Annotated in this window: 17 protein-coding genes; 11 read left to right on the top strand and 6 right to left on the bottom strand. The window is 67.4% G+C overall.

The features are described from left to right. The first annotated feature begins 88 nt into the window (after positions 1 to 88). The 4 genes from ACQR1D_RS05305 to ACQR1D_RS05290 all read left to right on the top strand — a co-directional run bounded on the left by ACQR1D_RS05305 (position 89) and on the right by ACQR1D_RS05290 (position 5,222). Complete coding sequence (locus ACQR1D_RS05305) at positions 89 to 1,180, top strand: DUF2855 family protein (RefSeq protein WP_434838002.1); 1,092 nt, start codon at positions 89 to 91, stop codon at positions 1,178 to 1,180. 75 nt (positions 1,181 to 1,255) lie between these two features. After that, complete coding sequence (locus ACQR1D_RS05300) at positions 1,256 to 2,230, top strand: peptidyl-alpha-hydroxyglycine alpha-amidating lyase family protein (protein ID WP_316217991.1); 975 nt, start codon at positions 1,256 to 1,258, stop codon at positions 2,228 to 2,230. A gap of 232 nt (positions 2,231 to 2,462) precedes the next feature. Then, positions 2,463 to 3,020, top strand: a complete 558-nt coding sequence (locus ACQR1D_RS05295; RefSeq protein WP_042340571.1) for an HNH endonuclease — start codon at positions 2,463 to 2,465, stop codon at positions 3,018 to 3,020. A gap of 240 nt (positions 3,021 to 3,260) precedes the next feature. After that, entirely contained in the window at positions 3,261 to 5,222 is a 1,962-nt protein-coding gene (locus ACQR1D_RS05290) for a putative bifunctional diguanylate cyclase/phosphodiesterase (protein ID WP_434838003.1), read from the top strand. An 11-nt stretch (positions 5,223 to 5,233) separates the two neighbouring features. On the opposite strand, the gene ACQR1D_RS05285 is transcribed toward ACQR1D_RS05290, so the two are convergent. Both ACQR1D_RS05285 and ACQR1D_RS05280 read right to left on the bottom strand, forming a co-directional pair. Further along, positions 5,234 to 6,511, bottom strand: coding sequence for an MgtC/SapB family protein (locus tag ACQR1D_RS05285; RefSeq protein ID WP_434838004.1), 1,278 nt, complete (start codon positions 6,509 to 6,511; stop codon positions 5,234 to 5,236). A gap of 25 nt (positions 6,512 to 6,536) precedes the next feature. Beyond that, positions 6,537 to 7,766, bottom strand: a complete 1,230-nt coding sequence (locus ACQR1D_RS05280) for an APC family permease (RefSeq protein ID WP_434838005.1) — start codon at positions 7,764 to 7,766, stop codon at positions 6,537 to 6,539. An 846-nt stretch (positions 7,767 to 8,612) separates the two neighbouring features. Here ACQR1D_RS05280 and ACQR1D_RS05275 point away from each other — a divergent pair. The 4 genes from ACQR1D_RS05275 to ACQR1D_RS05260 all read left to right on the top strand — a co-directional run bounded on the left by ACQR1D_RS05275 (position 8,613) and on the right by ACQR1D_RS05260 (position 13,266). Continuing rightward, entirely contained in the window at positions 8,613 to 9,596 is a 984-nt protein-coding gene (locus tag ACQR1D_RS05275) for a phosphotransferase enzyme family protein (protein WP_316217994.1), read from the top strand. A 479-nt stretch (positions 9,597 to 10,075) separates the two neighbouring features. Beyond that, on the top strand, positions 10,076 to 11,215 hold the full coding sequence (locus tag ACQR1D_RS05270; protein WP_434838007.1) for an RNA ligase RtcB family protein: 1,140 nt from the start codon (positions 10,076 to 10,078) through the stop codon (positions 11,213 to 11,215). Continuing rightward, positions 11,212 to 11,835 carry a peptide chain release factor H gene (gene prfH, locus ACQR1D_RS05265; RefSeq protein ID WP_434838008.1) on the top strand — a complete coding sequence of 208 codons (624 nt, stop codon included), beginning with the start codon at positions 11,212 to 11,214 and terminating at the stop codon, positions 11,833 to 11,835. The genes ACQR1D_RS05270 and prfH overlap by 4 nt, the downstream gene beginning before the upstream one ends. A gap of 171 nt (positions 11,836 to 12,006) precedes the next feature. Then, entirely contained in the window at positions 12,007 to 13,266 is a 1,260-nt protein-coding gene (locus ACQR1D_RS05260; RefSeq protein WP_315804537.1) for an Hsp70 family protein, read from the top strand. A 19-nt stretch (positions 13,267 to 13,285) separates the two neighbouring features. On the opposite strand, the gene ACQR1D_RS05255 is transcribed toward ACQR1D_RS05260, so the two are convergent. Both ACQR1D_RS05255 and ACQR1D_RS05250 read right to left on the bottom strand, forming a co-directional pair. Continuing rightward, on the bottom strand, positions 13,286 to 14,749 hold the full coding sequence (locus ACQR1D_RS05255) for a hypothetical protein (protein ID WP_434893777.1): 1,464 nt from the start codon (positions 14,747 to 14,749) through the stop codon (positions 13,286 to 13,288). Positions 14,750 to 15,096: 347 nt separating this feature from the next. After that, the gene (locus ACQR1D_RS05250; RefSeq protein ID WP_315804539.1) at positions 15,097 to 16,611 is read right to left on the bottom strand and encodes a hypothetical protein; all 1,515 of its coding nucleotides are present in this window, start codon (positions 16,609 to 16,611) and stop codon (positions 15,097 to 15,099) included. A 325-nt stretch (positions 16,612 to 16,936) separates the two neighbouring features. Between ACQR1D_RS05250 and ACQR1D_RS05245 the strand changes: the two genes are divergently transcribed. Then, positions 16,937 to 17,509, top strand: coding sequence for a GNAT family N-acetyltransferase (locus ACQR1D_RS05245; RefSeq protein ID WP_315804540.1), 573 nt, complete (start codon positions 16,937 to 16,939; stop codon positions 17,507 to 17,509). An 11-nt stretch (positions 17,510 to 17,520) separates the two neighbouring features. On the opposite strand, the gene ACQR1D_RS05240 is transcribed toward ACQR1D_RS05245, so the two are convergent. Continuing rightward, a complete protein-coding gene (locus ACQR1D_RS05240) occupies positions 17,521 to 18,570 on the bottom strand; it encodes an alpha/beta fold hydrolase (RefSeq protein WP_315804541.1) in 1,050 nt (349 codons plus the stop codon). 146 nt (positions 18,571 to 18,716) lie between these two features. Between ACQR1D_RS05240 and ACQR1D_RS05235 the strand changes: the two genes are divergently transcribed. Then, complete coding sequence (locus ACQR1D_RS05235) at positions 18,717 to 20,264, top strand: winged helix-turn-helix domain-containing protein (RefSeq protein ID WP_315804542.1); 1,548 nt, start codon at positions 18,717 to 18,719, stop codon at positions 20,262 to 20,264. Positions 20,265 to 20,424: 160 nt separating this feature from the next. Next, positions 20,425 to 20,595 (top strand): Flp family type IVb pilin, encoded by a 171-nt coding sequence (locus tag ACQR1D_RS05230; protein WP_315736183.1) that lies wholly within the window; start codon positions 20,425 to 20,427, stop codon positions 20,593 to 20,595. A gap of 138 nt (positions 20,596 to 20,733) precedes the next feature. On the opposite strand, the gene ACQR1D_RS05225 is transcribed toward ACQR1D_RS05230, so the two are convergent. Continuing rightward, complete coding sequence (locus tag ACQR1D_RS05225) at positions 20,734 to 21,138, bottom strand: four-helix bundle copper-binding protein (RefSeq protein WP_315804543.1); 405 nt, start codon at positions 21,136 to 21,138, stop codon at positions 20,734 to 20,736. Between the last annotated feature and the right edge of the window lie 341 nt (positions 21,139 to 21,479).

Raw genomic sequence — 21,479 nt, 5'->3', positions numbered from 1 at the left:
TCAAACAAAGTTGGGGTTGCAAAACGGTCATCGATGTCGGCCAGGATCGCACCACGACGCACATCATCGCATGGCCGGGGTCTTCATCATGCAATCGTCCGATTTCATCGTCGCACGCAGCGATCTGCAGCAGTGCCAGACGATCGTCACCGAGCTTCCCGGCAGCGACGCGCTTCCGGCCGAGGCGCTGCTGGTCAAGGTAGACCGCTTCGCCTTCACCGCCAACAACATCACCTATGCCCTGCTCGGCGAGCAGTTGAAGTATTGGCAGCTGTTTCCTGCACCCGACGGCTTCGGCATCATTCCCGTGTGGGGCTTCGGCGACGTGGTGGCGTCCCGCCATCCTGCCGTCGCCAAAGGCGAGCGCCTGTTCGGCTACTTCCCGATGGCGACGCATCTCGTGATCGAGGCCGCCGACGTCGGCAAGCGCGGCCTGCGCGACGCGGCCGCACACCGCCAGGGCGTCGCGCCGGTCTACAACGCCTATGCACGGGTGGGCGACGATCCCGCCTTTGCCGGACGGCAAGGCGACTACCAGGCGCTGTTGCGCCCGCTGTTCATGCTGTCGTTCCTGGTCGACGACTTCCTCGCCGAACAGGCGCATTTCGGCGCCACGACCGTCATCCTGTCCTCGGCCTCGAGCAAGACCGCGTTCGGCCTCGCGCACCTCTTGCATACGCGGCGCCAGGGCATCCGCGTGATCGGGCTGACCTCGCCGTCGAATGCGGCCTTCGTCCGCTCGCTCGGCTGCTATGACGAGGTGGTGACCTACGATGCGGTCGACAGGTTCGACGCGGGGACGAGCGCGGCCTTCGTCGACATGGCCGGCAATGCCAGTCTGCGCGCCGCGCTGCATCGACGCTACGGCGACAACCTGGTCTATTCCGGCCGCGTCGGGCTGACGCATCAGGACGTCATTGACGACGCAGACGCGCTTCCCGGTGCCCGGCCCACCTGGTTCTTCGCGCCCGACCAGATCAGGAAGCGCGCCAGGGAATGGGGACCCGGCGGCATCGAAAAGCGGCTCGGCGCGGCGTGGCAGGACTTTGCGCCGCGGCTCGACGGCTGGCTGACGATCGTAGATGGACGCGGTCCCGACGCGGTGCAGCGGATCTATCTCGACACGCTGCAAGGACGCATTCCGCCGGATCAGGGGCACATGCTGACAATGACGGCATGAGGCGCTTTCCGCCGGTTGCCGGTCGCGTGTAGCCTTGCGGCAGCTCAGATCAGGCGAATTCCCGGAGGCTGCTTCATGTCCATCACTCTCGGCTCCGGCGAGCACAGCTATCGCGTCGTCAAGGGCTGGGCCAAGCTGCCCGACGGCTGGGCGCTGACCGACGTCGCCTCGGTTGCCGTCGACAGCAAGGACCGCGTCTACGCCTTCAATCGCGGCGCCCATCCGATGATCGTGTTCGACCGCGACGGCAATTTCATCAGGAGTTTTGGCGAGGGGCTGTTCAGCCGCGCCCACGGCCTGTCGATCGACGCCGACGACAATCTCTACTGCACCGACGATGGTGATCACACCGTGCGCAAATGTACGCCCGAGGGCAAGGTGCTGCTGACCATCGGCCTGCCGGAGCGTCCGACGCCCTTCATGAGCGGCGAACCATTCAACCGCTGCACCCACACCGCGCTGTCGCCATCCGGCGAGATCTACGTCTCCGACGGCTACGGCAATGCGCGGGTCCACAAATACACGCCGGACGGCAAGCTCATCAGGAGTTGGGGCGAGCCCGGCTCCGATCCCGGCCAGTTCAACATCGTTCACAACATTGCGACCGATGCCGACGGCTTCGTCTATGTCGCGGACCGCGAGAACCACCGCATCCAGATCTTCGACGGCGACGGGCGCTACGAGACGCAGTGGAACAATCTGCATCGGCCCTGCGCGCTGTGCGCCTGCGGCGCCGGGCGCAAGACCTTCATCATCGGCGAGCTCGGTCCGGGCATGCCGGTCAACCTCAACGTTCCCAATCTCGGCCCCCGGCTCACGATCACGGACGCCGGCGGCAAGCGACTGGCGCGGCTCGGCGGCGAGCATGGCCCGGGGCTGGAAACCGGCCGTTTCCTGGCGCCGCATGGCCTCGCAATCGACAGCCGCGGCGACATCTATGTCGGCGAGGTCGGCGTCACCAATTGGAGCACGAGCTTTCCGGACCGGCCGATGCCGGACGAGGTCAGGATCCATCGCTGTCTGCAGAAGCTGGAGCGCGTCCCTGGCTGACCTTGGCCACCAGCGGATGCTGGCCCCGGCCGAGGACATGCAACTGATTTGCAGTGCAGCGGCTGAGCGCTCTGCCACGGTTCTGACGCGCTTTGACCGCAGCTCGAAAGGCGGGAGAAGCCAGGTCAAACCATGTGTCAAGCCATTCTTGGGGCTTCACAATCCCGTCACGCTGCATGTAGTATGTCAGGGCATGCTGCTTCGCAGCCGTTATGGAGGCCAGGAGCGTTACTTGAACGCACATGTCTCGCAAGGCGGTTGGCCGGTGTTGGTGCTGAACGCGGACTTCCGGCCGCTGAGTTATTACCCGCTGTCTCTCTGGTCGTGGCAGGACGCGATCAAGGCGGTGTTCCTCGATCGCGTCAATATCGTCGAGTACTACGACCGCGCGATCCGAAGTCCATCCTTCGAGATCCAGCTGCCCAGCGTGGTTTCGCTGAAATCCTTCGTGAAGCCGTCGACGCATCCGGCCTTCACCCGCTTCAACGTCTTCCTCCGCGACCGTTTCGCCTGCCAGTACTGCCACTCCGGCGACGACCTGACCTTCGATCACGTCATTCCCCGCAGCAAGGGCGGCCAGACCACCTGGGAGAACGTCGTCGCCGCCTGCTCGCCCTGCAATCTGCGCAAGGGCAATCTGACGCCGCAGCAGGCCAAGATGTTCCCCAAGCAGGCGCCCTATGCGCCGACCGTCCACCAGCTCCATCGCAACGGCCGGCTGTTCCCGCCGAACTACCTGCATGATAGCTGGCTCGACTATCTCTATTGGGACACCGAGCTCGATCCGTAGCAGATCGGCACGTCGTCGGAGCTGGTGCGGACGTCGCCCTGGGCGCGGCGACGCTTTGGCTGTTGCCCGCGCATGCCCCGCCGCCCGATCCGCTGGCCGAATGGCGCGGCCGTCCGGCGGTATAATGGACTGGATTAACCCCGCCTTAGGCCCCTGTTCAGCATGATCGCGCGTTGCCGCGTGGGCCCCATCATGGCTGCCCGCTTCCGTCATTGTTCGAGCAGGCTGTCCGTTCCGCGCATGCAGACCGCAATCCCCGAGTGCAAGGCGGCGGCGCTCGCGAAAGCCCAGGCGGCGAGCTCGCTGCAGAACATTTCCCTGACCCTGTTTGCCAACGTGGCGATCGCAACCTCGCTGGCGCTGCTGCTGTATCTCAGGGAGGGCGGCACCCTCATCTTCGGCTGGCTGGGCGCCGCCATCGTTTTCGCCGCATTCCGCGCCGGATGGGTGTCGTACCTGAAGGCATCCGGACGGATCGAGCGCGATGCACAGCGCGTGCTGCGCAATCTCACCATCATGGCCTTCGCCAGCGGCGTGCTGTGGGCGATCGTCCCGATCGCGCTGCCGGCCTTCTCCCGCGCGCACAACGTCAACGACGTCGTCTTCATCATGGCCGGCACCACCACCGGCGCCATCATCCAGAGTCTCGCTTATTCGCCGATGGCGATCGCCTTCGGCGCGCCACTGATGGGCGCGACCGTGCTGCGGATGCTGATCTCGGGCAGCGACGTCGACTACGTCGTCGCGGCCGACGTCGCGTTCCTGACCTTCATGCTGTTCCGCGCCTCGCGGCTCGGCGAGCGCAACTTCATCGCGAGCCAGAATACCGCCATCGAGGCGACGGTGCTCGCGGAGTCGGTGGCCGAGGCCAATCATGCCCTGGAGCGTCTGGTTCGCACGGACTCGCTCACCGGGCTCGCCAATCGCAGTCACTTCCGCAGCGTGGCCGCCGCGGCGTGCCGTTCCGGACGCGGGGTCGCATTCCTCCTGATCGACGTCGACAACTTCAAGACCATCAACGACGCGCGCGGCCACGATGCCGGCGACCGGGTCATTCAGGCCATCGCCGCGCTGCTGCAATCCGCCTGCCGCGGCGAGGATCTGCCGGTCCGCCTGGGTGGCGACGAGTTCGTCGTCGTCATGCAGGGCGACGATGTGGCGAGCCGATCCGTCGCACTTGCCGAATGGCTGATGGCCGCCCTCGCGCAGCCGCTCGCGATCGCGGGCCAGTTGCTGCCCGTCAGCTGCTCGATCGGCATCGCGACCCATGCGGAAGGCCCGATCGATCTGGAAGAGCTCTCCGCCCGCGCCGACGTCGCGCTCTACCGCGCCAAGGACGACGGCCGCGCCTGCATGCGCGTGTTCGACGCCAAGATGCAGTCCGAGCTGACGCTGCAGCGCCGGCTCGACGCCGAGCTGCCGGCGGCGCTGGCCCGCCGCGAGCTCCACGTCGAATTCCAGCCTCAGGTGGCGATGGCGACCCAGGAGGTCATCGGCTTCGAGGCGCTGCTGCGCTGGAAGCATCCGAGCGCCGGATTGATCCCGCCGCCGGACATCGTGTCCGCGGCGATCCGGTTGCGCCTGTCGGGCCAGCTCACGGAGTTCGTGGGCGAGCGCGTCTGCGCGTTCCTGCGCGCGCTCGACCGCAAGAAGGCGCACGGCATCCGGGTGTCGATCAACGTCTCGCCGCGCGAATTCCCGCTTCACTCGCCGGCGCAGACCCTGAAGACCGTCTCCGAGCGCTACGGCGTCGATCCGCACCGGATCGAGATCGAGGTGACCGAAGAGGCGATGTTCGATCCCCGGCGCTGCGCCGACGAATTGAAGCTGATCGACCAATATGGATTTGGTCTTGCGATCGACGATTTCGGCGTCGGCCATTCCTCGATCGCCAACCTGATGGCGGTCGAGATCGACACCATCAAGATCGACCGCTCCTTCATCCACGGCATCGCCGCCAACCGACGGGATCAGCAGCTCGTCGCCGCCATCACCGCGGTGGCGCTGCCGCTCGGCCACCGCATGATCGCCGAGGGCGTCGAGAGCGAACAGGATGCCGAGTGCCTTCGCATGCTCGGCTGTTCCTACGGACAGGGCTGGCTGTACGGCAAGCCGATGAAGGAGGACGACGCGATCGCGTGGCTCGTCCAGCATCGCAGCGGTGCTGCTGCCGCAGGCGAGCCCTTGCCGCGCAGCGCGTAGGCGCGGCGCGGTCACGGAAGGACCAGCATCTGCGCAAGGCCCGGACCGAAGGCGCCGGCCCACGCGGCGGCAATCACGAGGATGAGTCCGGGAACGAGGCGAAGGGCGAAGGACGATCCGCCGCTGGTCCACGCCACCACGATCTTGCTGATCGTGTTCGCCGACAGCGCCGCCAGCACCGGCGCCACGGCATCGGCCGCGCTGATCTTGCCCGACGCGGCGAGCGTGGCCGCGGCCACCGCCGGCGCATGGGTGTCGACGAGGCCGGCGACGGCGGCACTCGCCACCAGGCCGGCTTCGCCGAACGCCTCGCGCAATGCGGCCGAGAGCACCAGCACCGCCGAGATCGTCAGCGCCAGCAGCAGCGCGCCCGGCAGACTGAAGGCGCGCCCCGGCGGCAGGTCGGCGGCGCCGCTCTGGCGCAGCCCGACGATCGTGAAGATCCCACCGTAGATCGCCGCCGCCGCGCCGGCGCAGAGCAGCGGAATCAGCAGCGCGTGCAACGTCGGCAGGCTGGTGACGGCCAGCACCGCGGCGAGCTGGGCGATGGTCGCCACCGTCGACAATGCCGCGCCCGCGGCGGCGGCACCGCCAAGTTCCGGCGCCTTGCGCGCCCGCGCGCCCATCGCGCCGATCGTAGCGGTGCTGGAGACGAAGCCCGAGGCGAAGCCGGACACCGCGAGCCCGCCGCGGGCGCCGAGCAGACGCATCGAGATATGCCCGGCGGCGCCGATGGCCATCATCAGCACCACGAGCGTCCAGATGCCGCGCAGGTTGACCGCCCCGAACGGACCGATCGGCTGATCCGGAAGCAGGGGCAGCACGACCAGCGTCGCCGCGGCAAAGATCAGGCCGTCCTTGAGCTCGCTCTCGCTGAGCACGGAACGGACGAAATCGTGCAGCATCGGCCGCGCCGCGAGCAGCACCGCCAGCACGACGGCGACGCCCGCCGCCAGGGCCGGACGCTCGGTGGCGAGGCCGCCGAGCAGGACGGTCAGGATCAGCGCCGCCTCCGAGGTCAGTCCCGGATCGTCGCTGCGCGAGCGCCAATAGGCGATCGCCGTCAGGACCATGATTCCGGCGGTGACGACGGCCAGCAGCAGCTTGCCGCCGATCAGCATGCCGATCGCGCCGGCCAGCGACGCCACGGCAAAGGTCCGCAACCCCGCGGACGAGCGACCGGGTCCCTCGCCCTTGCGGCGCTCGCGCTCAAGACCGATCAGCAATCCGATGCCGAGTGCGACGACGATCGCGATGATCTCGGGGCTGAGGCTCATGACATCCGGCATCGCCATCGTCCTGAATCACACCTGTTCACGGCGCGACGAATGCGCTGACGATCATCAGCAGACATGTGATGAGACCGAGTGCGGGAATCCATAGCGGCACCCTGACATAGGGAGCATCCGACCCGATGCGCCGGATGCGAATCCGCAGCAGGCACAGATTGACGATGGCAAAGATCGTCAGCGTCGCGAGCGAGGTGCCTTCCGCCAGCCGCTCCAGCGGGAAGGCCAGCGCCAGGATCGCGACCGCCAGCATGACGAGGCCGGTTGCGATCAGCGGCGTTCCGGTGCGGGGATCGACCCGGCCGGCGATGCGCGGCAGGTCGCCCTGCCCCGCCATGCCATAGACGACGCGGGCCGTCATCGTCATCTGGGCGAGAATGGTGTTGAGCGTGGACACGATCGCGATCGCATTGAACGTCGCCGGACTGATGCCGGCGACGGCATTGAACACCAGGCTGAGCGGCGCCGGCGAGGCCGACAGCACGGCCGGCGGCACGGCGGTCACCGCGATCGCGGCAATCAGCACATAGAGCGCGGAGGTGATCAGCAGCGTCAGCGCCATCGCCCACGGAATGTTGCGCTGCGGGCGCTTGGCCTCTTCCACGACGTTGGCGAGGTCCTCGAAGCCGACGAAGGCGAAGAACGCCAGCAGGCCGGCGAAGGTAATGCCGGAGAGAACGCCGAGCTCGAGCGGCGGCGGGATCAGCAAGGCCGGGCCGAACGCGACGCCGGAGTGGACGGCCGAGACGATGATCCACAGCAGGCCGCCGGTCTCGATCAGGGTCAGCAGTCCGGCGAGCATCACCGATTCGAGAATGCCCCAGGACGCCACCATGCCGAGCGCGACCACGATCGCCATCGCGATCAACGGCGTCGGCAGGTCGATGAGCTGCCGGATGTAGCCGGCACCGCCGAGCGTCACCGCGGCCGCGGCAATGATGCCGGTGGCGAGCCGCAGCGTGCCGACCGCGGTCGACAACAGCCGCGACTTGAAGGCCGCGCGGACATAGGCGGCCTCGCCGGCGCTCACGGGATAGCGGGTCGCAAGCTCGGCATAGGAGGCGGCGGTGAACGTCATTACGAACGCCGCCAGCGCAAACGCCCAGGAGGAATGGATGCCCGCATGGCCGGCGACCGCGCCGATCAGGACGTAGATGCCGGCTCCGACGGTCACGCCCGTACCGTAGAGCACGAGCAACGGCAGTCCGAGCCGACGCCGCAAGCCGGACGCAGGCACGATTGGATCTTGCGGCACCACGAATTCCATTCCTGATCACGACGAACAACAGAGTTGTAGGGGCTTAAGGGAGCAAGCGCGAGCCCTGTTGATCTCGGTCAACCGGGACCTGCGCGAGATCCGCTGGGCTGCAGCATTCGACCGCCTGTCAGCGCAACGCGGGTCGCCGACGCACCGGCGCCCAGTCGCGTTCGTGCTACATGCGTCTGCCGAGACACGCGTCTGCGCTCTCGCGGCGCAATCCGCCCGAGCCGTGCTGATAGAACTCCCTCTCTGCAATCGAGAGGGTGCAGGGAAGACCGAGCCTCGGCTGAGGCCCGTGGCCCCCGTGCGGAGAAAATGCACGGGGCAGGAACCACAGGTACAGCCGGATCGACCCGGCCTTCCCCGCGCGATGGTTTTCACGGCTGCTCCGCGCTCTCCCCGGGGACCGGCTTGTTTGCCCCCGTCATCCGCACGACACGTCATGTCGCAGCAGACTTGACGCCAGCGTCGGGGCGCCAGGACCACACGGCTTGACCGTCCGTCACGGCGTCAGTCGTCTGCGCGCGAACGCGCCCGACATCGCAACGGCCACCACTCCCCACCCCAGCGTATCGTGACGACGCGTACGCCCCTCTGCATGAGGCGGGATGGCGATAGATGACCACAAATTCCGAAAACAAGAAACAAGAATCTTTTTCGTCGAGGCTCTGGACAATGTCGGCCGATTGCGCGCGAAACATTGACTGATTTGGCCGGCGGGCAGCCCCGCACGACCTGAATACGCCTGAGCGACTCCATCACACGCGCGTTCGCCGCCTTCCACCGCGAGCCGCAGCGGCTTAGGATGCCACAACATCGCATCATTCCGGAACAGGCACTGTGCCCGAATTCGAGCCGCTCTACACGACAACCAGCGCCGAGAGCATCGGACGCTTCGTGGCCCATCACTACGTGCTATCAGAGCCGCTCGCGTGCCGAATGGTGAATCGCGGTTTCAACGACGTCTATCTTGTCACGACCGCGAGCGGCGACCGCTACGTCTTTCGGCTGTCGCATCACCGCGCCCGAGGCGCGGCCGATGTCCGCACCGAAACCGACTTTCTCGCGCATCTGGCGCGCTGCGGCGTGCCCGTAGCCGCGGCCGTTCCGGCGCGCGACGGCAACCTGTTCGTGCGCGGCGAGGCGGCGGAAGGCCGACGGGAAGGCGTGCTGTTTCCCGCAATCGATGGACGAATGCCGGACGTCGCCTCGCAATCCGATGCTCACGCCAACGGCGTCACGCTTGCGAGAGTCCACGATGCGGCGATGTCTTATCAGCCGGAAGCGCCGCTCTACCGGCTGGACCTCGACCATCTGTTGCACCGGCCGCTCGCGCGCGTTGAGAATCTCTGTCGCACCATCGGATCCGACGACGGCGGCTTTCTTCAGGAGGTCTGTGCGCGAACAGCCGCCGGAATCGAGGCGATGCAAGGCCTGGCGTGGACGCATTGTCACGGCGACTGCCATGGCTTCAATGCGCGTATCGGCGCCGCTGGCGAGGCCGTCTTCTTCGATTTCGACGATAGCGGCCGCGGCTATCTGGCCTATGACCTGGCTGTGTTCCTGTGGGCCAAGCTGTCGTTCGGTCGGCGCTTTCACGCGGCGTGGCATGCTTTCGTCGACGGCTATCGATCGGTCCGCCCGATCTCGGCGGCGGATTTCGAGGCCGCGCATGCCTTCGTGATCGTCAGGCACATCTGGCTGATGGGCGAACAGGCCAGCCGCTCGCGCGAGTGGGGCAGCGAGCCGGTCCGCTGGATCACGCAGCAGCGTGAATTCCTTGAAGGCTGGGAGGCGCAGCAGCTGGGGGCACGCCTTATATGAGCTTGACCGACGGCAGCATGGGAGACTTTGAACCATGACTGATACGATCGTTCGGGTACGCCGGCTCGGCATCATCGGCTGCGTGGCGGACATGTCGCTCAGGTCGCAGCGCTTCCGTCGCATGGGGTGCTCCCGGTAATCGATCCGCCACCGTCCTTCGACAAGGTCATCGTCGACGCATCGATTTCCTGACGTTGTTCTGATCGCTGCGGCGGTTGCCGTGTCGCGTCCGCCACAGCCAGCAGATCAACTCATCAGACGCATTGTCAAACCACGAACGATGTGATTAGTACGCCACCGGCGTCGAGCATTCCGCTCCGCCGATTGGAGAAAGACGATGACTGCGATCATCCGTTGCTCCGCCAGGAGCCGCCGGGCCTGATCCTCGCGTGAGGCGAGGTGTGGAGCGGCCTGCGTGCGCCTTCGCGCGCGCTGATCATCCCTGACCATATCTCCCTGTCTGTCTCCAAGGTACTCCCATGGGCAATTCCCATCGCGTGGACGGCCGTGCGCCGATTCACGGTTACTACTCGTCCAGCTCCTGGATCGAGGGCGCCGCCGTGCGCCAGCTCGAAACGGTGGCTGCCATCTCCGGCGTGCGTGCCGTCGCCGGCATGCCGGACCTGCATCCCGGCAAGTTCGGCCCGGTCGGCTGCGCCATTCTCGCCGACCATATCCACCCGGCCTTCGTCGGCTCCGACGCGGGCTGCGGCATGGCGCTGTTCGCGCTCGACCTCGCGTCGCGCCGCATCCGCGTCGACAAGGCGGCCGACCGGCTGCGCGACGTCGCCACACCCTATGACGGCGACATCGCAAGCGAGCTCGCGAGATGTGAGCTGGCACCGTCCGACTTCGATGCCTCGCTCGGCACGATCGGCGGCGGCAATCATTTCTGCGAGCTGCAGGCGGTCGAGGAGGTGTTCGATCCGTGCTGCGGCATCGATCGCGACCGCGCGCATCTGCTGGTGCATTCGGGCTCGCGCGGCCTCGGCCACGCGCTGCTCGAACGGCACGTCGCGGACGGGCTGAAGCCGCTCGCCCCCGACAGCGAAGCCGGTCAGGCCTATCTGGCCGCGCATGACCACGCGCTGCGCTGGGCGTCGCTGAACCGGCAGATCATCGCGCAGCGGGCCGCGACGGCCTTGCGCTGTGAGGCCGATCCGGTCTGCGCGTGCTCGCACAATTGCATCGAGCACCGCGCAGACGGCGTGCTGCACCGGAAAGGCGCGGCGCCGTCCGACCGGGGGCTCGTCGTCGTGCCGGGCTCGCGCGGCGCGCTATCCTATCTGGTCGCGCCGCTCGCGTCAGCGCCAAACGAGGCGTTGTGGTCGATCGCCCATGGCGCCGGTCGCAAGTTCGACCGGTCATCGATGATCGGCCGTGTCGGCGCCACGCGATCGGATCGCGAGCGTCTCGCGCGCAATCCGTTCGGCGGCCGCGTGATCTGCGAGGACCGCGCGCTGCTCGCCGAGGAGGCACCGGAGGCCTACAAGCCGATCGCCGGCGTGATCGCCGATCTCGAAGCATTCGGGCTCGCGCGCGTCGTCGCCAGCTTCCGCCCGCTGGTGACGGTGAAGAAGATCGCCGTCGAGCGGCCGCGCAAGGAGGACCGGCGATGAGACGGCTGCTCCTCACGGCGGGGCGCGGTCCCGCCGAATGCCGGCTCGCGGTGGCGCATGCGCTTCAGCGGCTCGCCAACGAGGCCGAGGCGGCGGATTGCGCATGCGCGATCGCGCGAGAGCAGACCGACCGGCATGGGCCGGCCAGCGCGATCGTCGTGCTGGACGGGTCGACGGCGTCTGACCTCGCGCGGCGCTGGACGCAGGGCTCGCTGCTCTGGGTCTGCCGCAGTCCGCTGCGGCCGCATCACGGCCGCAAGAACTGGTTCGTCGGCATCGTCGATCTGCCCCTGTCGGAGCGGATGGCGACGTTGGCGGCCACCGACGTCCGGTTCGAAAGCTTTCGTGCCGGCGGGCCCGGCGGCCAGCACCAGAACAAGACCGAGAGCGCGGTGCGCGCGGTTCACGTGCCGACGGGGCTGGTCGCGATCGCGCGCGACGGCCGCTCGCAGCATCGCAATAAGGCGCTGGCGCTCGCGCGTCTCGCTGCACTGCTGGACGGCCGCGCGCGCCTGGCGGACGCCGGCGAGGCGCGCCTCATCCACGCGGCGCATGACAGCGTCGAACGTGGCGCAGCCGGGCTGCGCTTCGAGGGACCGGCGTTCAGGCCGGCGGGATGATCACCGGACAGCCGGGGGCGTGAGAGCCCCCGACTGCACCTTCGACAGGCAGGGATGCACAGTCATCTCTCCGCCAGACGACTGCCATGCGCGCTGCTCCGCACATTCGCGGATGACATCGCGCCGCCGAACGGCTAAGCGGACCGCCCCCCGGACGGAAACGAGACGAGCATGGCGGCAGCGGCCCATTGTGGCATCGACTTCGGCACTTCGAACACCACCGTCGGCCTCAGCGATCGTGCCTCAGCCCAGCTCATCCCCCTGGAGGGCGAGCAGCGGACCTTGCCGAGCGCGATGTTCTTCGATTTCGAGGATCACGGCATCCAGTTCGGGCGCAACGCGATCGAGCGCTATCTGACCGGCCACGACGGCCGCTTCATGCGCGCGCTGAAGAGCATCCTCGGCACCGCGCTGATTCACGAGAAGACCTATATCCGGCAGAAGGCGGTGCCGTTTGCCGGCATCCTCGGCTTCTTCTTCGCGCATCTGAAGACGCAGATCGAGAAGAGGCTCGGCAGGGAGATCAACCAGGTCGTGCTCGGCCGTCCCGTCCGCTTCGTCGACAAGGATGATGCGGCCGACGCGGAAGCGCAGAGCGCGCTGGAGGGAATCGCGCGCGACCAGGGCTTCAAGCACATCGCGTTCCAATATGAGCCGATCGCCGCCGCGCTCGACTACGAGCAGCAGGTCGCGCACGAAGAGCTGGTGCTGATCGTCGACATCGGCGGCGGCACCTCGGATTTTTCGATCGTGCGCGTCTCGCCTGAGCGGCGCAGCAAGGCGCATCGCGAGGACGACATCCTCGCCAATGGCGGCATCCATATCGGCGGCACCGATTTCGACCGGCTGCTCAGTCTGAAGAGCGTGATGCCGCATCTCGGCTATGGCAGCCTGACCGCCGACGGCAAGCGCAATTTGCCGACGCTGTACTACCACGAGCTCGCCACTTGGCACCGCATCAACCAGCTCTACAAGAGAGGCGTGATCGGCGAGCTGCGCCAGATCCGCTACGAGGCCGAGCGGCGCGATCTGGTCGACCGCTTCATCAAGGTGGTGGAGGAGCATCGCGGCCATACGCTCGCGATCGGCGTCGAGCAGGCCAAGATCGCGCTGACAGCGGCGAAGTCGCTGATCTCGGTGCTGTCGGAGAAGGACGACTGGGCGCGCATCAAGTTCACGCGCAAGGATTTCGACCGCGCCATCGCCGATTCCGTCGAGCGCGTCGTCGGCACGGTGACGAAGCTGCTCGACGATGCCGGCGTCGAGGCCGCTGCCATCAACACCATCTTCCTCACCGGCGGCTCGAGCATGGTGCCGGCGCTGCGTCAGGCCATCCTGGCGCTGTTTCCGGCGGCGCGCATCGCCGAGACCGACCTGCTCGGCAGCGTCGGCATCGGGCTCGCGCTCGACGCGCGGCGCAAGTTCGGCTGACGCCAATTTCAGGAATGGCTCATTCGGGGGAGACCGTCGCGGCCGCCCGCGCCGGCTTCTTCGGTGCGTTCTGAAGCTGGGCGCGCGGCGCCGGGCGCGGCGCCGCCGATGTCGGGACGACGGCACGGACAGCGGCGGGCTTCGCGCGCACCGGACGGGCATCAGCCGCGCCGGTCCGCCCGGGATCGCCGCTGCGGATGATGCCCCAGGGTCCCGAATCCGCCCGAGGCGGCAGCGAATAGCCTGGCACGGTGCGACTCGTCCGCCGGGTCCGAGTCTGTTCTGCGCGCACCGGCGGTGCCGGGGCCTCGCCGACCGCGGGAGCAGCGACTGCGAGGGGCGCGGCGTCAATCGCAATGACCTCGGCCTTGGTGACGGCGGCGGGGGCCGGATCGAGGTCCACGGCAGGCCCGACCGGCGCCGGCGAGCCTGCGTCCGGAACGGCGTCCACGATCTGCCTTTCAGGTTGGACCGCAGCAGAAGGAGTGTCGGCCGGATCCGGCTCGTACAGGACCACGCCGGCCGTCTCGTCGGCCAGCCCGTGAAAAACATGGCTCGGCAGCAGAAACCCCGCCGCCGTCACGGCGACGGCCAGGCTTCGGCCAAGCGCGAGCTTCGTGGATGGGGGAACGGACATCGCGCCACCCGTCCGCCAAGCCAGGTCGACGCCGGCCACCGCAATGAACGCCGCAAGGCCGAGGCTGCCGCCGACCAGGGGCAGAACCGTCGAAGCCTGGACCAGAACCACGGTGAGCGTCAGCGCGGCCACGATCGGCTGCAACCGGCCTGACAGCCGCTGCGGCGAAGACATCCCGAGAAAACATCCGGCATAATAGGCATCGACGAGACAGCGTTCGTCGGACCAGAGCCCTCGCATGACCGCCATTCCGGCAAACGCCAGCGTGGCCGAGACGAAGGTGCGGGCTGCCCGCCCCGACTCTGCGACGTGCGGAAGCCGTTGCATGACCATGGTCAGGAACGTCCCGGCGAGACAGGCCGCAAGGATCGCGAGCGAGCCACCGAGCTCCTGGTCGAATTGATTCAGATGCCCCAGACGGAGCGATCCGCCTTGTCCGGCGAGCCACGGCCCGAGCGTGACGAATAGCAGCGATCCGATCGCAGCCAACACGCCGAGCCGACCACCATAGCCCTGCAACAGCACGACGCGCCGCCGGGTTTCGATCGCAGTGAAGATGCAGAACAGCAGGCCGCAGGATATCGACAGCAGATAGAGCGATGCCTCCTGTGGCAATCCGGTACGAGCGACGCTTTCGCTGAGCTGTCCGATCGGAGTCATGCCGCTGAAGCTGCCGCCATAGACCGAGGACGAAAACGTGGTCGCGGCGAGGTTGTCCGGAGACGCGACGACCAGGCCTGCGCACAGCACGACCGTCACCGCCGCCGAGGCGAGCGCGGGCGACAGGCCCAGCGCGTTCAGATGCAGCGTGGCAAGACAACCGAGAAAGGCGCCGGCGAAGGCCACGACAAGCGCAACAGGGAGATCAGAACGCCGCGGCTGAGGACGCGGCTGGAACAGGACCGGCAGGCCCGTCCGGTATGGCGCACCATCAAAGGCCTGCTGCATCTGCGAACCGCCCCCAAATGTGGATCGGCTCGGCCCTCACCTCCTCCTGACGCCGAACGACAGCCGCGATGCGGGCGAAAGACCCCACGTCGTTTGCGTCCTGACGTACGAGCAGAAGACAAGAGCCGGACGGGCCTGCATCATCCGCTAAGCACCGCTGTGTGCACGATGCAGTGAAAACATGGCAAAACGCGTGCGGAGGTATGGCCGAGTCGGGTTATGGCCGCAAAAATGCTCGCGGCCCGTCAGGGGCCCGCCAACGTCGACGGATCAGGTCGCCACTCCGGCACGGGCTGCTGCACCTCATGGCGGGCCATGATGTGCTGTCGGGTCGTCGCGTGCGGCACCACCCGTGTCTGTTGGCGCTTCAGCCGCGCAGCCAGGACGCCCGCCGGCCGACCATCGCGACCGATCCGCCGGGACGGCTCTGCAGACGCGGGCGACGCGGACTCCTGGGCCGGCTCACTCGAGGGCCGCAGGGCGAGCGGATTGGCGCCCTCCGGATTCAGGATCTGAAGCGGCAGATCCGGCGCTGTGTCAGCGGCCGAGGCCGGCTCGCCGAACGCCGCGCCATCGCGCCGATCCTCGTCGTGTAAGGGCATCGTGGTCCGCACCGGCGCGGCGGCTTTGTCCGCGTTCACGAACGGACCGTTGGGCTCCGCCACCGGCGGCTGAAACATCAGCTCGCTGGCGAGCAGCACCGCGAAAATGGCGAGTGTGGCGACGAGTCCCCGCGTCCAGGCGAGGACGGTCTGCCACGGCGATTCCCCTGCCTCGACGAACAGACGAACCGCAGCATCCACGAAGATGACCGAGACGAAGGCGATGTATCCGAGGCTGCCGCCGACGCTCGGCAGGATGGGACCGGTGAGGATCAACAGGCCCGTCAGCAGCACCGCCGCAGCCATCGCCTGCGGCAGGCTGCGCAGCCGCCGCGACGACGACATGCCGACGAAGCAACCGGCAGAATAGGCGTCGAGATCAGGGGCCCCGCTGGGCAGAAGCTGCAGCACCACGAGGCCGGCAAAGGCCACCGACGCCGCAACGAAGATGCGTACCGCGCGGCGCGACCCTGCCACGGGCGCCCAGCGCAAGGCGGCCATCGTCGCCAGCATGCCGACCGCGCACAACGCGAAGGTGAGCGCGGTGCTGCCGAGCCCCTGCTCCAGCACGCCGCGGCGCGCGATCGGAAACAGCTCGCCCTCGGTGCCGAGCAGCGGCGCGAGACCGACGAACAGGAACGAAGCGACCGCCGCCAGCGCGCCCAGTCGTCCGCCATAGCCGCGCGCGAGCCCGCCACGCAGCCACATGTCGAGCGCACAGCCCAGACAGAACACCAGTCCACAGAACAGCGAGAGCAGAACGAAGGCGGCGTCGAGCGGCAGGCCGGCGCGAATGACGCTTGCGTTCAACAGCGCCACCGGAGTCATGCCGACGAAGCTGCCGCCATAGGCCGACGAGAAGAACGTGCTCGGCACCAGATCCGCGGTCCGTGTCAGGATCAGCGAGGCGCACAGCAGCAAAGCCGCCGCCGCCGAGGCAATCAGCGGCGACAGCCCGGTTGCACTCAGATGCAGGGTCATCAGACAGCCGAGGAACGCGGCGATGAACGACGCCAGCGGCGGGCAGCCGAGCTGGAACAGCTCCGAGCCGTAGAACGGAACGGCACGGCCGAGCTGCCGATCGCGCCATGTGCGTGGATCGAAGCTCTGCTCCGCCTGCAGACGACGTAACTGACGATCCGCCGCTTTGCGCTTCATGTCCACGACACCCCGAATCGCGCCCGCCCAAGATCTGCGTGATGATCTCGCGGCAGACGAATGGTTGACGTTCGGGCGCAACCCTGAGCCCGAGCCGGCACAGTTTCCTGCGACGGTTGTACGCACGCTGCAGTCGCGCAGGTTGCGTGTGCCCGAATTCATGCACTGCAATGCAACGTTGTGGAAGTATCGGGCTCCAGCACGGGCGTGAAAGTTCCTGGCAACCTTAATGGCGACGCCCGATGCGCATTATCAGTGACATGCGGGTCGGGCGGCGGAGCAACCCCGGCTTGCGGACGAGCTTGGTAAACGACAACATGGCGTCATGCTCTCGCCCACGTTGCAGACCGCCCGTCTGATCCTGCGGCCGCTGTCGCTCGCCGATGCGCCGGCGATCCAGCGTGGGTTCGACAACTGGAACGTCATCCGCAACCTCGCAGCCGTCGTTCCGTGGCCCTATCCTCCCGACGGCGCCGAGACCTTCGTGAGGCTGCAGCTCGACAGGATCGCGGCCGGCGAGGAGCTGTATCAATGGGTGCTTGCGCTGCGCGACGGTGACGGCGAGGCCATCGGCAACATTCACTTCCGGCCGCGCATGGACTCGACGAAGGGCCATCGCGGCTTCTGGCTCGCCGAGCCCTATTGGAATCGCGGGCTGATGAGCGAGGCGGTCGCCGCCGTGAACGACTTCGCCTTCGGTCCGCTCGGCCTCGATCAGTTCACCGTCTGCAACGTCGCGAGCAACATCGCGTCACGGCGGGTCAAGCAGAAGACGGGCGCCGAGTTCGTCGGCTTCATCGAGGTCGCGCACCACAATGGCGAGACCCGCTCCGAGCAATGGATCGTGCGGCGCGAGACGTGGCTGCAACGCCAAGAAAAGCAACGCGCTCCCGCCTGAGATCGTCGGCGCTACGCGCTCGCCGTCACGTCAAGCACCGCCTGCGCAAACGCCTGCGGCGCCTCCTGCGGCAGGTTGTGGCCGATGCCGCCAGTGATCAGCCGGTGTTCGTAGCGGCCGGTGAACTTCCTGGCATAGGCTTCTGGCGCCGGATGCGGCGCGCCGTTGGCATCGCCCTCCATCGTGATGGTGGGGACGCTGATGTCAGGAAAGGTCGCGAGCTTCGCCTCCAGCGCATCGTATTTCGCCTCGCCCTGCGCGAGGCCGAGCCGCCAGCGATAATTGTGCACGACGATGTCGACGTGATCGGGATTATCGAAGGCGGCGGCGCTGCGCGCGAACGTGGCGTCGTCGAACGTCCATTTCGGCGAGGCCGTCTGCCAGATCAGCCTGGCGAAGTCGCGCCGGTTCTTGTCGTAGCCCTCGCGGCCGCGCTCGGTCGCGAAGTAGAACTGATACCACCATTGCAGCTCGGCGGCCGGCGGCAGCGGCATGCGGCCGGCCTGCTGGCTGCCGATCAGATAGCCGCTGACCGAGACCATCGCCTTGCACCGCTCCGGCCACAGCGCCGCGATGATGTTGGCGGTGCGCGCGCCCCAGTCGTAGCCGGCGAGGGTTGCGATCCTGATCGCAAGCGCGTCCATCAGCGCGACGATGTCGGCGGCGACGGCGACCGGCTGGCCGCTGCGCAACGCGGACGGCGACAGCAGCCGCGTCGTGCCGTAGCCGCGCAGATGCGGAATGATGACGCGATGGCCGAACGCGGCCAGCGCCGGCGCGACGTCGGCGAAGCTGTGGATGTCGTACGGCCAGCCGTGCAGCAGGATGATTACGGGCCCATCGGCTGGACCTGTCTCGACATAGCCGATGCTGACCTCGCCGGCCGTGACCTGCTTGATCGGTCCGAGCGACGTCCCCGCCCCTGGGGGGATCTCCGGCAGCTTCGACGCCGACTTGAAGCCCTGCGCCTGCCCTGCGCTGGAGCCGAGTTGAAGGGCCGCAACGGCGGTTCCGGCAAGGGTGAGGAAGCAGCGTCGGCTGGGGCGAAGAACGGTCGGCATGGCAGAGGCTCCTGGTTCCGATGTGCCGTTGTTGTGCGCCTTGCGCCCGCGCGGCGCTTGGAGGAGGCATTGATTTTTCCTTGAGGCCGGCTTGATTTTGCTGATCGCGTGACGCGAAGGTGAAGCCGGCGGCCAGGACGGTGCATGTGGTATATTGCTTCGACGATTTCGTGCTCGATCCCGACCGCCGCGAGCTGCGCCGCGGCGGCGGCCTGGTCGCGATGGAACCGCAGGTGTTCGACCTGCTCGCGTTCCTGATCAAGACGCGGGACCGCGTTGTCAGCCGAGACGACATCCTCGCCGAGGTGTGGGGCGGCCGCATCGTCTCCGAGGCGACGCTGGCGAGCCGCATCAGCGCGGCGCGCAGCGCGATCGGCGACAGCGGCGAGGCGCAGCGCCTCATCCGCACCATTCCTCGCAAGGGTGTCCGCTTCGTCGGCGAGGTCCGTGAGCAGGCCGAAGCGGTGCAGACGCCGGCGGTGTCGGCCGCGCCCGCGTTCGACGGCCCCGCCATCGCCGTGCTGCCGTTCACCAACATGAGCGGCGATCCGGAGCAGGACTATTTCGCCGATGGCATGGCCGAGGACATCATCACCGCGCTGTCCCGCTGCAGCGGCCTCGCCGTGATCGCCCGCAACTCCTCCTTCATATACAAGGGCAAGGCCGTCGATATTCGGGCGGTCGGACGCGAGCTCGGCGTCGGCTACGTTCTCGAAGGCAGCGTGCGCCGCGCAGGGTCCCGCCTGCGCATCAACGGGCAGCTGATCGATGCGGCGTCCGGCGCCCATCTATGGGCGGAGCGCTTCGACGGTCAGCTGGACGACGTGTTCGCGCTGCAGGACCGCATCACCGAAAGCATCGTGGCCGCGATCGAACCGACGCTCGAACTGGCGGAAGGCGAGCGGCGGCGGGCGACGCCGCCGCTGCATCCCGACGCCTACGACCTGCTGCTGCGCGCCGCCAGCCTGCGTGACGCCTTCACGCCCGACAGCCTCGCTGCGGCGATCGTCTGTCTGGACCAGGCGTTGGCGATCGATCCCGCCTGCGCACCCGCGATGGCGGCTTGGGCCTATTGCCAGGCGCTGCGCCACTTCCAGGGCTGGAGCGCGCCGGACGAGAACTATCGCACGGCTGCCGTGGCGCGGGCGTGGCAGGCGTGCGAGCATGCGCCCAGTGACGCGCAGGTGCTGTGGATGGCGGCCTTCGCGATCTGGAACATGGCCGAGGACATCGCCCCGGCACGAGAGCTGTTCCGCCGCTCGCTTGTGATCAACCCGAACTCGGCGATGGCGCTGACCTTGAGCGGTTGGATCGAGATCATGGCCGGACACACGGCTGCGGGACGCGCGATGATCGAACGGGCGCGGCGGCTGAACCCGCGCGATCCGCGGGGATGGTTCGCAGCCGGAGCGCTGGCGATCTGCGCGGTGGCGGAGGACGATCGCGCTGCCGCCATTCAATGGGCGGAGATCGCGCTGGCGCAGAACCGGCGTTTCGCCGTCGCGCTTCGCGTCCTGATCGTCGCCCTGGTCAGGAACGGAGAGATGGCGCGCGCCGGCGACGTCGCCCGTCAGCTTCTGAGCCTCGAACCGCATCTCACGGTGTCCGAGTTCCTCGAACGGATCCCATTTCCGGCCGGGACGCTCGCCACAACCTATGCGGAGGCGCTGCGCGCAGCCGGTGTGCCGCCATGATCCCGTTCGCGTGCAGTGGACCATGTTGCAACTGGAATTTTCGACATGAACGGCACAGCTGCGAAACTTGGCTCGACCTCGTTCATACTACCTTAGGTTCCATTCCGTAGTTTCGCGGACATCGTCCGGCGGTCCTGTCGTTGGACGGCGGAGGGAATTAATGAGGAAATTGCTTCTCAAATTTTACGAGGATGAATCGGGCGCAACCGCGATCGAGTACGGCCTGATTGCGGCCGGCATCGCCCTTGCGATCATCACCATACTCAACAAGCTCGGACTCACCCTGGAAGGCATCTTCACGACCCTGACCACGAAGCTGAACGGCGGCTGACCGATCGATTGTCTGCGATGGCGTTCTCAGGACTGGAGCAATCCGGTCGCCATGGTCGGACTGGCCGGGCCTCGCGCCCGGCCTTTGTCTTTTTAATGGGCCTCCATTCTTCGATGGAGCAGCGCCGCAACCGGCCTCTCAGTGCGTCGTGCTGCGTCCCGCCTCCTCGCAGGCGTTCATGCAGCGACGGCAGGACTCGGCGCAGATCCGGCAATGGGCATGCATCTTGGCGTGCTTCTCGCACTCCTCGGCACATCGCCGGCAAGCCGCCGCGCAGGCCTCGAGCATGCGACTGATCATCTCCTGGTCGGAGCCCGTACGCCGCGTGGCAAGCCGGCCGGTGACGTTGCAGACGTCGGCGCAATCGAGATTGAGCCGGATGCATTGCGTCAGCCTGGCGACGCTGTCCTCGCCGAGACAGGCGTCGGCGCAGGAGGTGCAGATCTGTGCGCAGGAGTAGCACTCCTCGATGCAGCGGACGAGTGCATCGTCGACTCGGCCGCGGACGTGCGGGTGGGTTTCGATCATCTGTTGAGCGTGCATGGGAGCTCCTGTCCGTTGGACCCCGCGAGCGACAATGAAGATCGGCTGCAAAGGTTCTTATCGCCGCGCCGTTCGGTGCGATGCCTGACCTGTTCCCCGTGGCGCGACCTCGACCGTCTTACGATCCGCGTGACGGAATTATCAGTCCACCTGCGTCACGGCTTCCAGCCTTTCACTCCTGCCTCATGCGTATCAGCGCCATTTCGCAGAACTGCCATCCGAAACCTGGCGCCGCGCGCGTATGGACGACCCGGTTCGGTTGAGGCACAACACCTCTCGTCACTGACGTCGGCGGCCCGAGCCGCAGACCAAGAACGGGCGCCCGAGCGAGGCGGCCGACG

It is taken from the genome of Bradyrhizobium sp. HKCCYLRH2047, assembly GCF_051168175.1.
GTDB lineage: Bacteria > Pseudomonadota > Alphaproteobacteria > Rhizobiales > Xanthobacteraceae > Bradyrhizobium.
Note: the sequence above shows the minus strand (reverse complement) of the source record. Positions and strands in the feature narration are given on the sequence as shown.

What these genes read in the sequence shown, in the direction of transcription:
- prfH (WP_434838008.1), top strand. Translation starts at nt 11,212, where the DNA reads ATGAGACGGCTGCTCCTCACGGCGGGGCGCGGTCCCGCCGAATGCCGG.
- ACQR1D_RS05270 (WP_434838007.1), top strand. Translation starts at nt 10,076, where the DNA reads ATGGGCAATTCCCATCGCGTGGACGGCCGTGCGCCGATTCACGGTTAC.
- ACQR1D_RS05240 (WP_315804541.1), bottom strand. Translation starts at nt 18,570, where the DNA reads ATGCCGACCGTTCTTCGCCCCAGCCGACGCTGCTTCCTCACCCTTGCC.
- ACQR1D_RS05300 (WP_316217991.1), top strand. Translation starts at nt 1,256, where the DNA reads ATGTCCATCACTCTCGGCTCCGGCGAGCACAGCTATCGCGTCGTCAAG.
- ACQR1D_RS05260 (WP_315804537.1), top strand. Translation starts at nt 12,007, where the DNA reads ATGGCGGCAGCGGCCCATTGTGGCATCGACTTCGGCACTTCGAACACC.
- ACQR1D_RS05230 (WP_315736183.1), top strand. Translation starts at nt 20,425, where the DNA reads ATGAGGAAATTGCTTCTCAAATTTTACGAGGATGAATCGGGCGCAACC.
- ACQR1D_RS05245 (WP_315804540.1), top strand. Translation starts at nt 16,937, where the DNA reads ATGCTCTCGCCCACGTTGCAGACCGCCCGTCTGATCCTGCGGCCGCTG.
- ACQR1D_RS05225 (WP_315804543.1), bottom strand. Translation starts at nt 21,138, where the DNA reads ATGCACGCTCAACAGATGATCGAAACCCACCCGCACGTCCGCGGCCGA.
- ACQR1D_RS05290 (WP_434838003.1), top strand. Translation starts at nt 3,261, where the DNA reads ATGCAGACCGCAATCCCCGAGTGCAAGGCGGCGGCGCTCGCGAAAGCC.
- ACQR1D_RS05250 (WP_315804539.1), bottom strand. Translation starts at nt 16,611, where the DNA reads ATGAAGCGCAAAGCGGCGGATCGTCAGTTACGTCGTCTGCAGGCGGAG.
- ACQR1D_RS05285 (WP_434838004.1), bottom strand. Translation starts at nt 6,511, where the DNA reads ATGCCGGATGTCATGAGCCTCAGCCCCGAGATCATCGCGATCGTCGTC.
- ACQR1D_RS05305 (WP_434838002.1), top strand. Translation starts at nt 89, where the DNA reads ATGCAATCGTCCGATTTCATCGTCGCACGCAGCGATCTGCAGCAGTGC.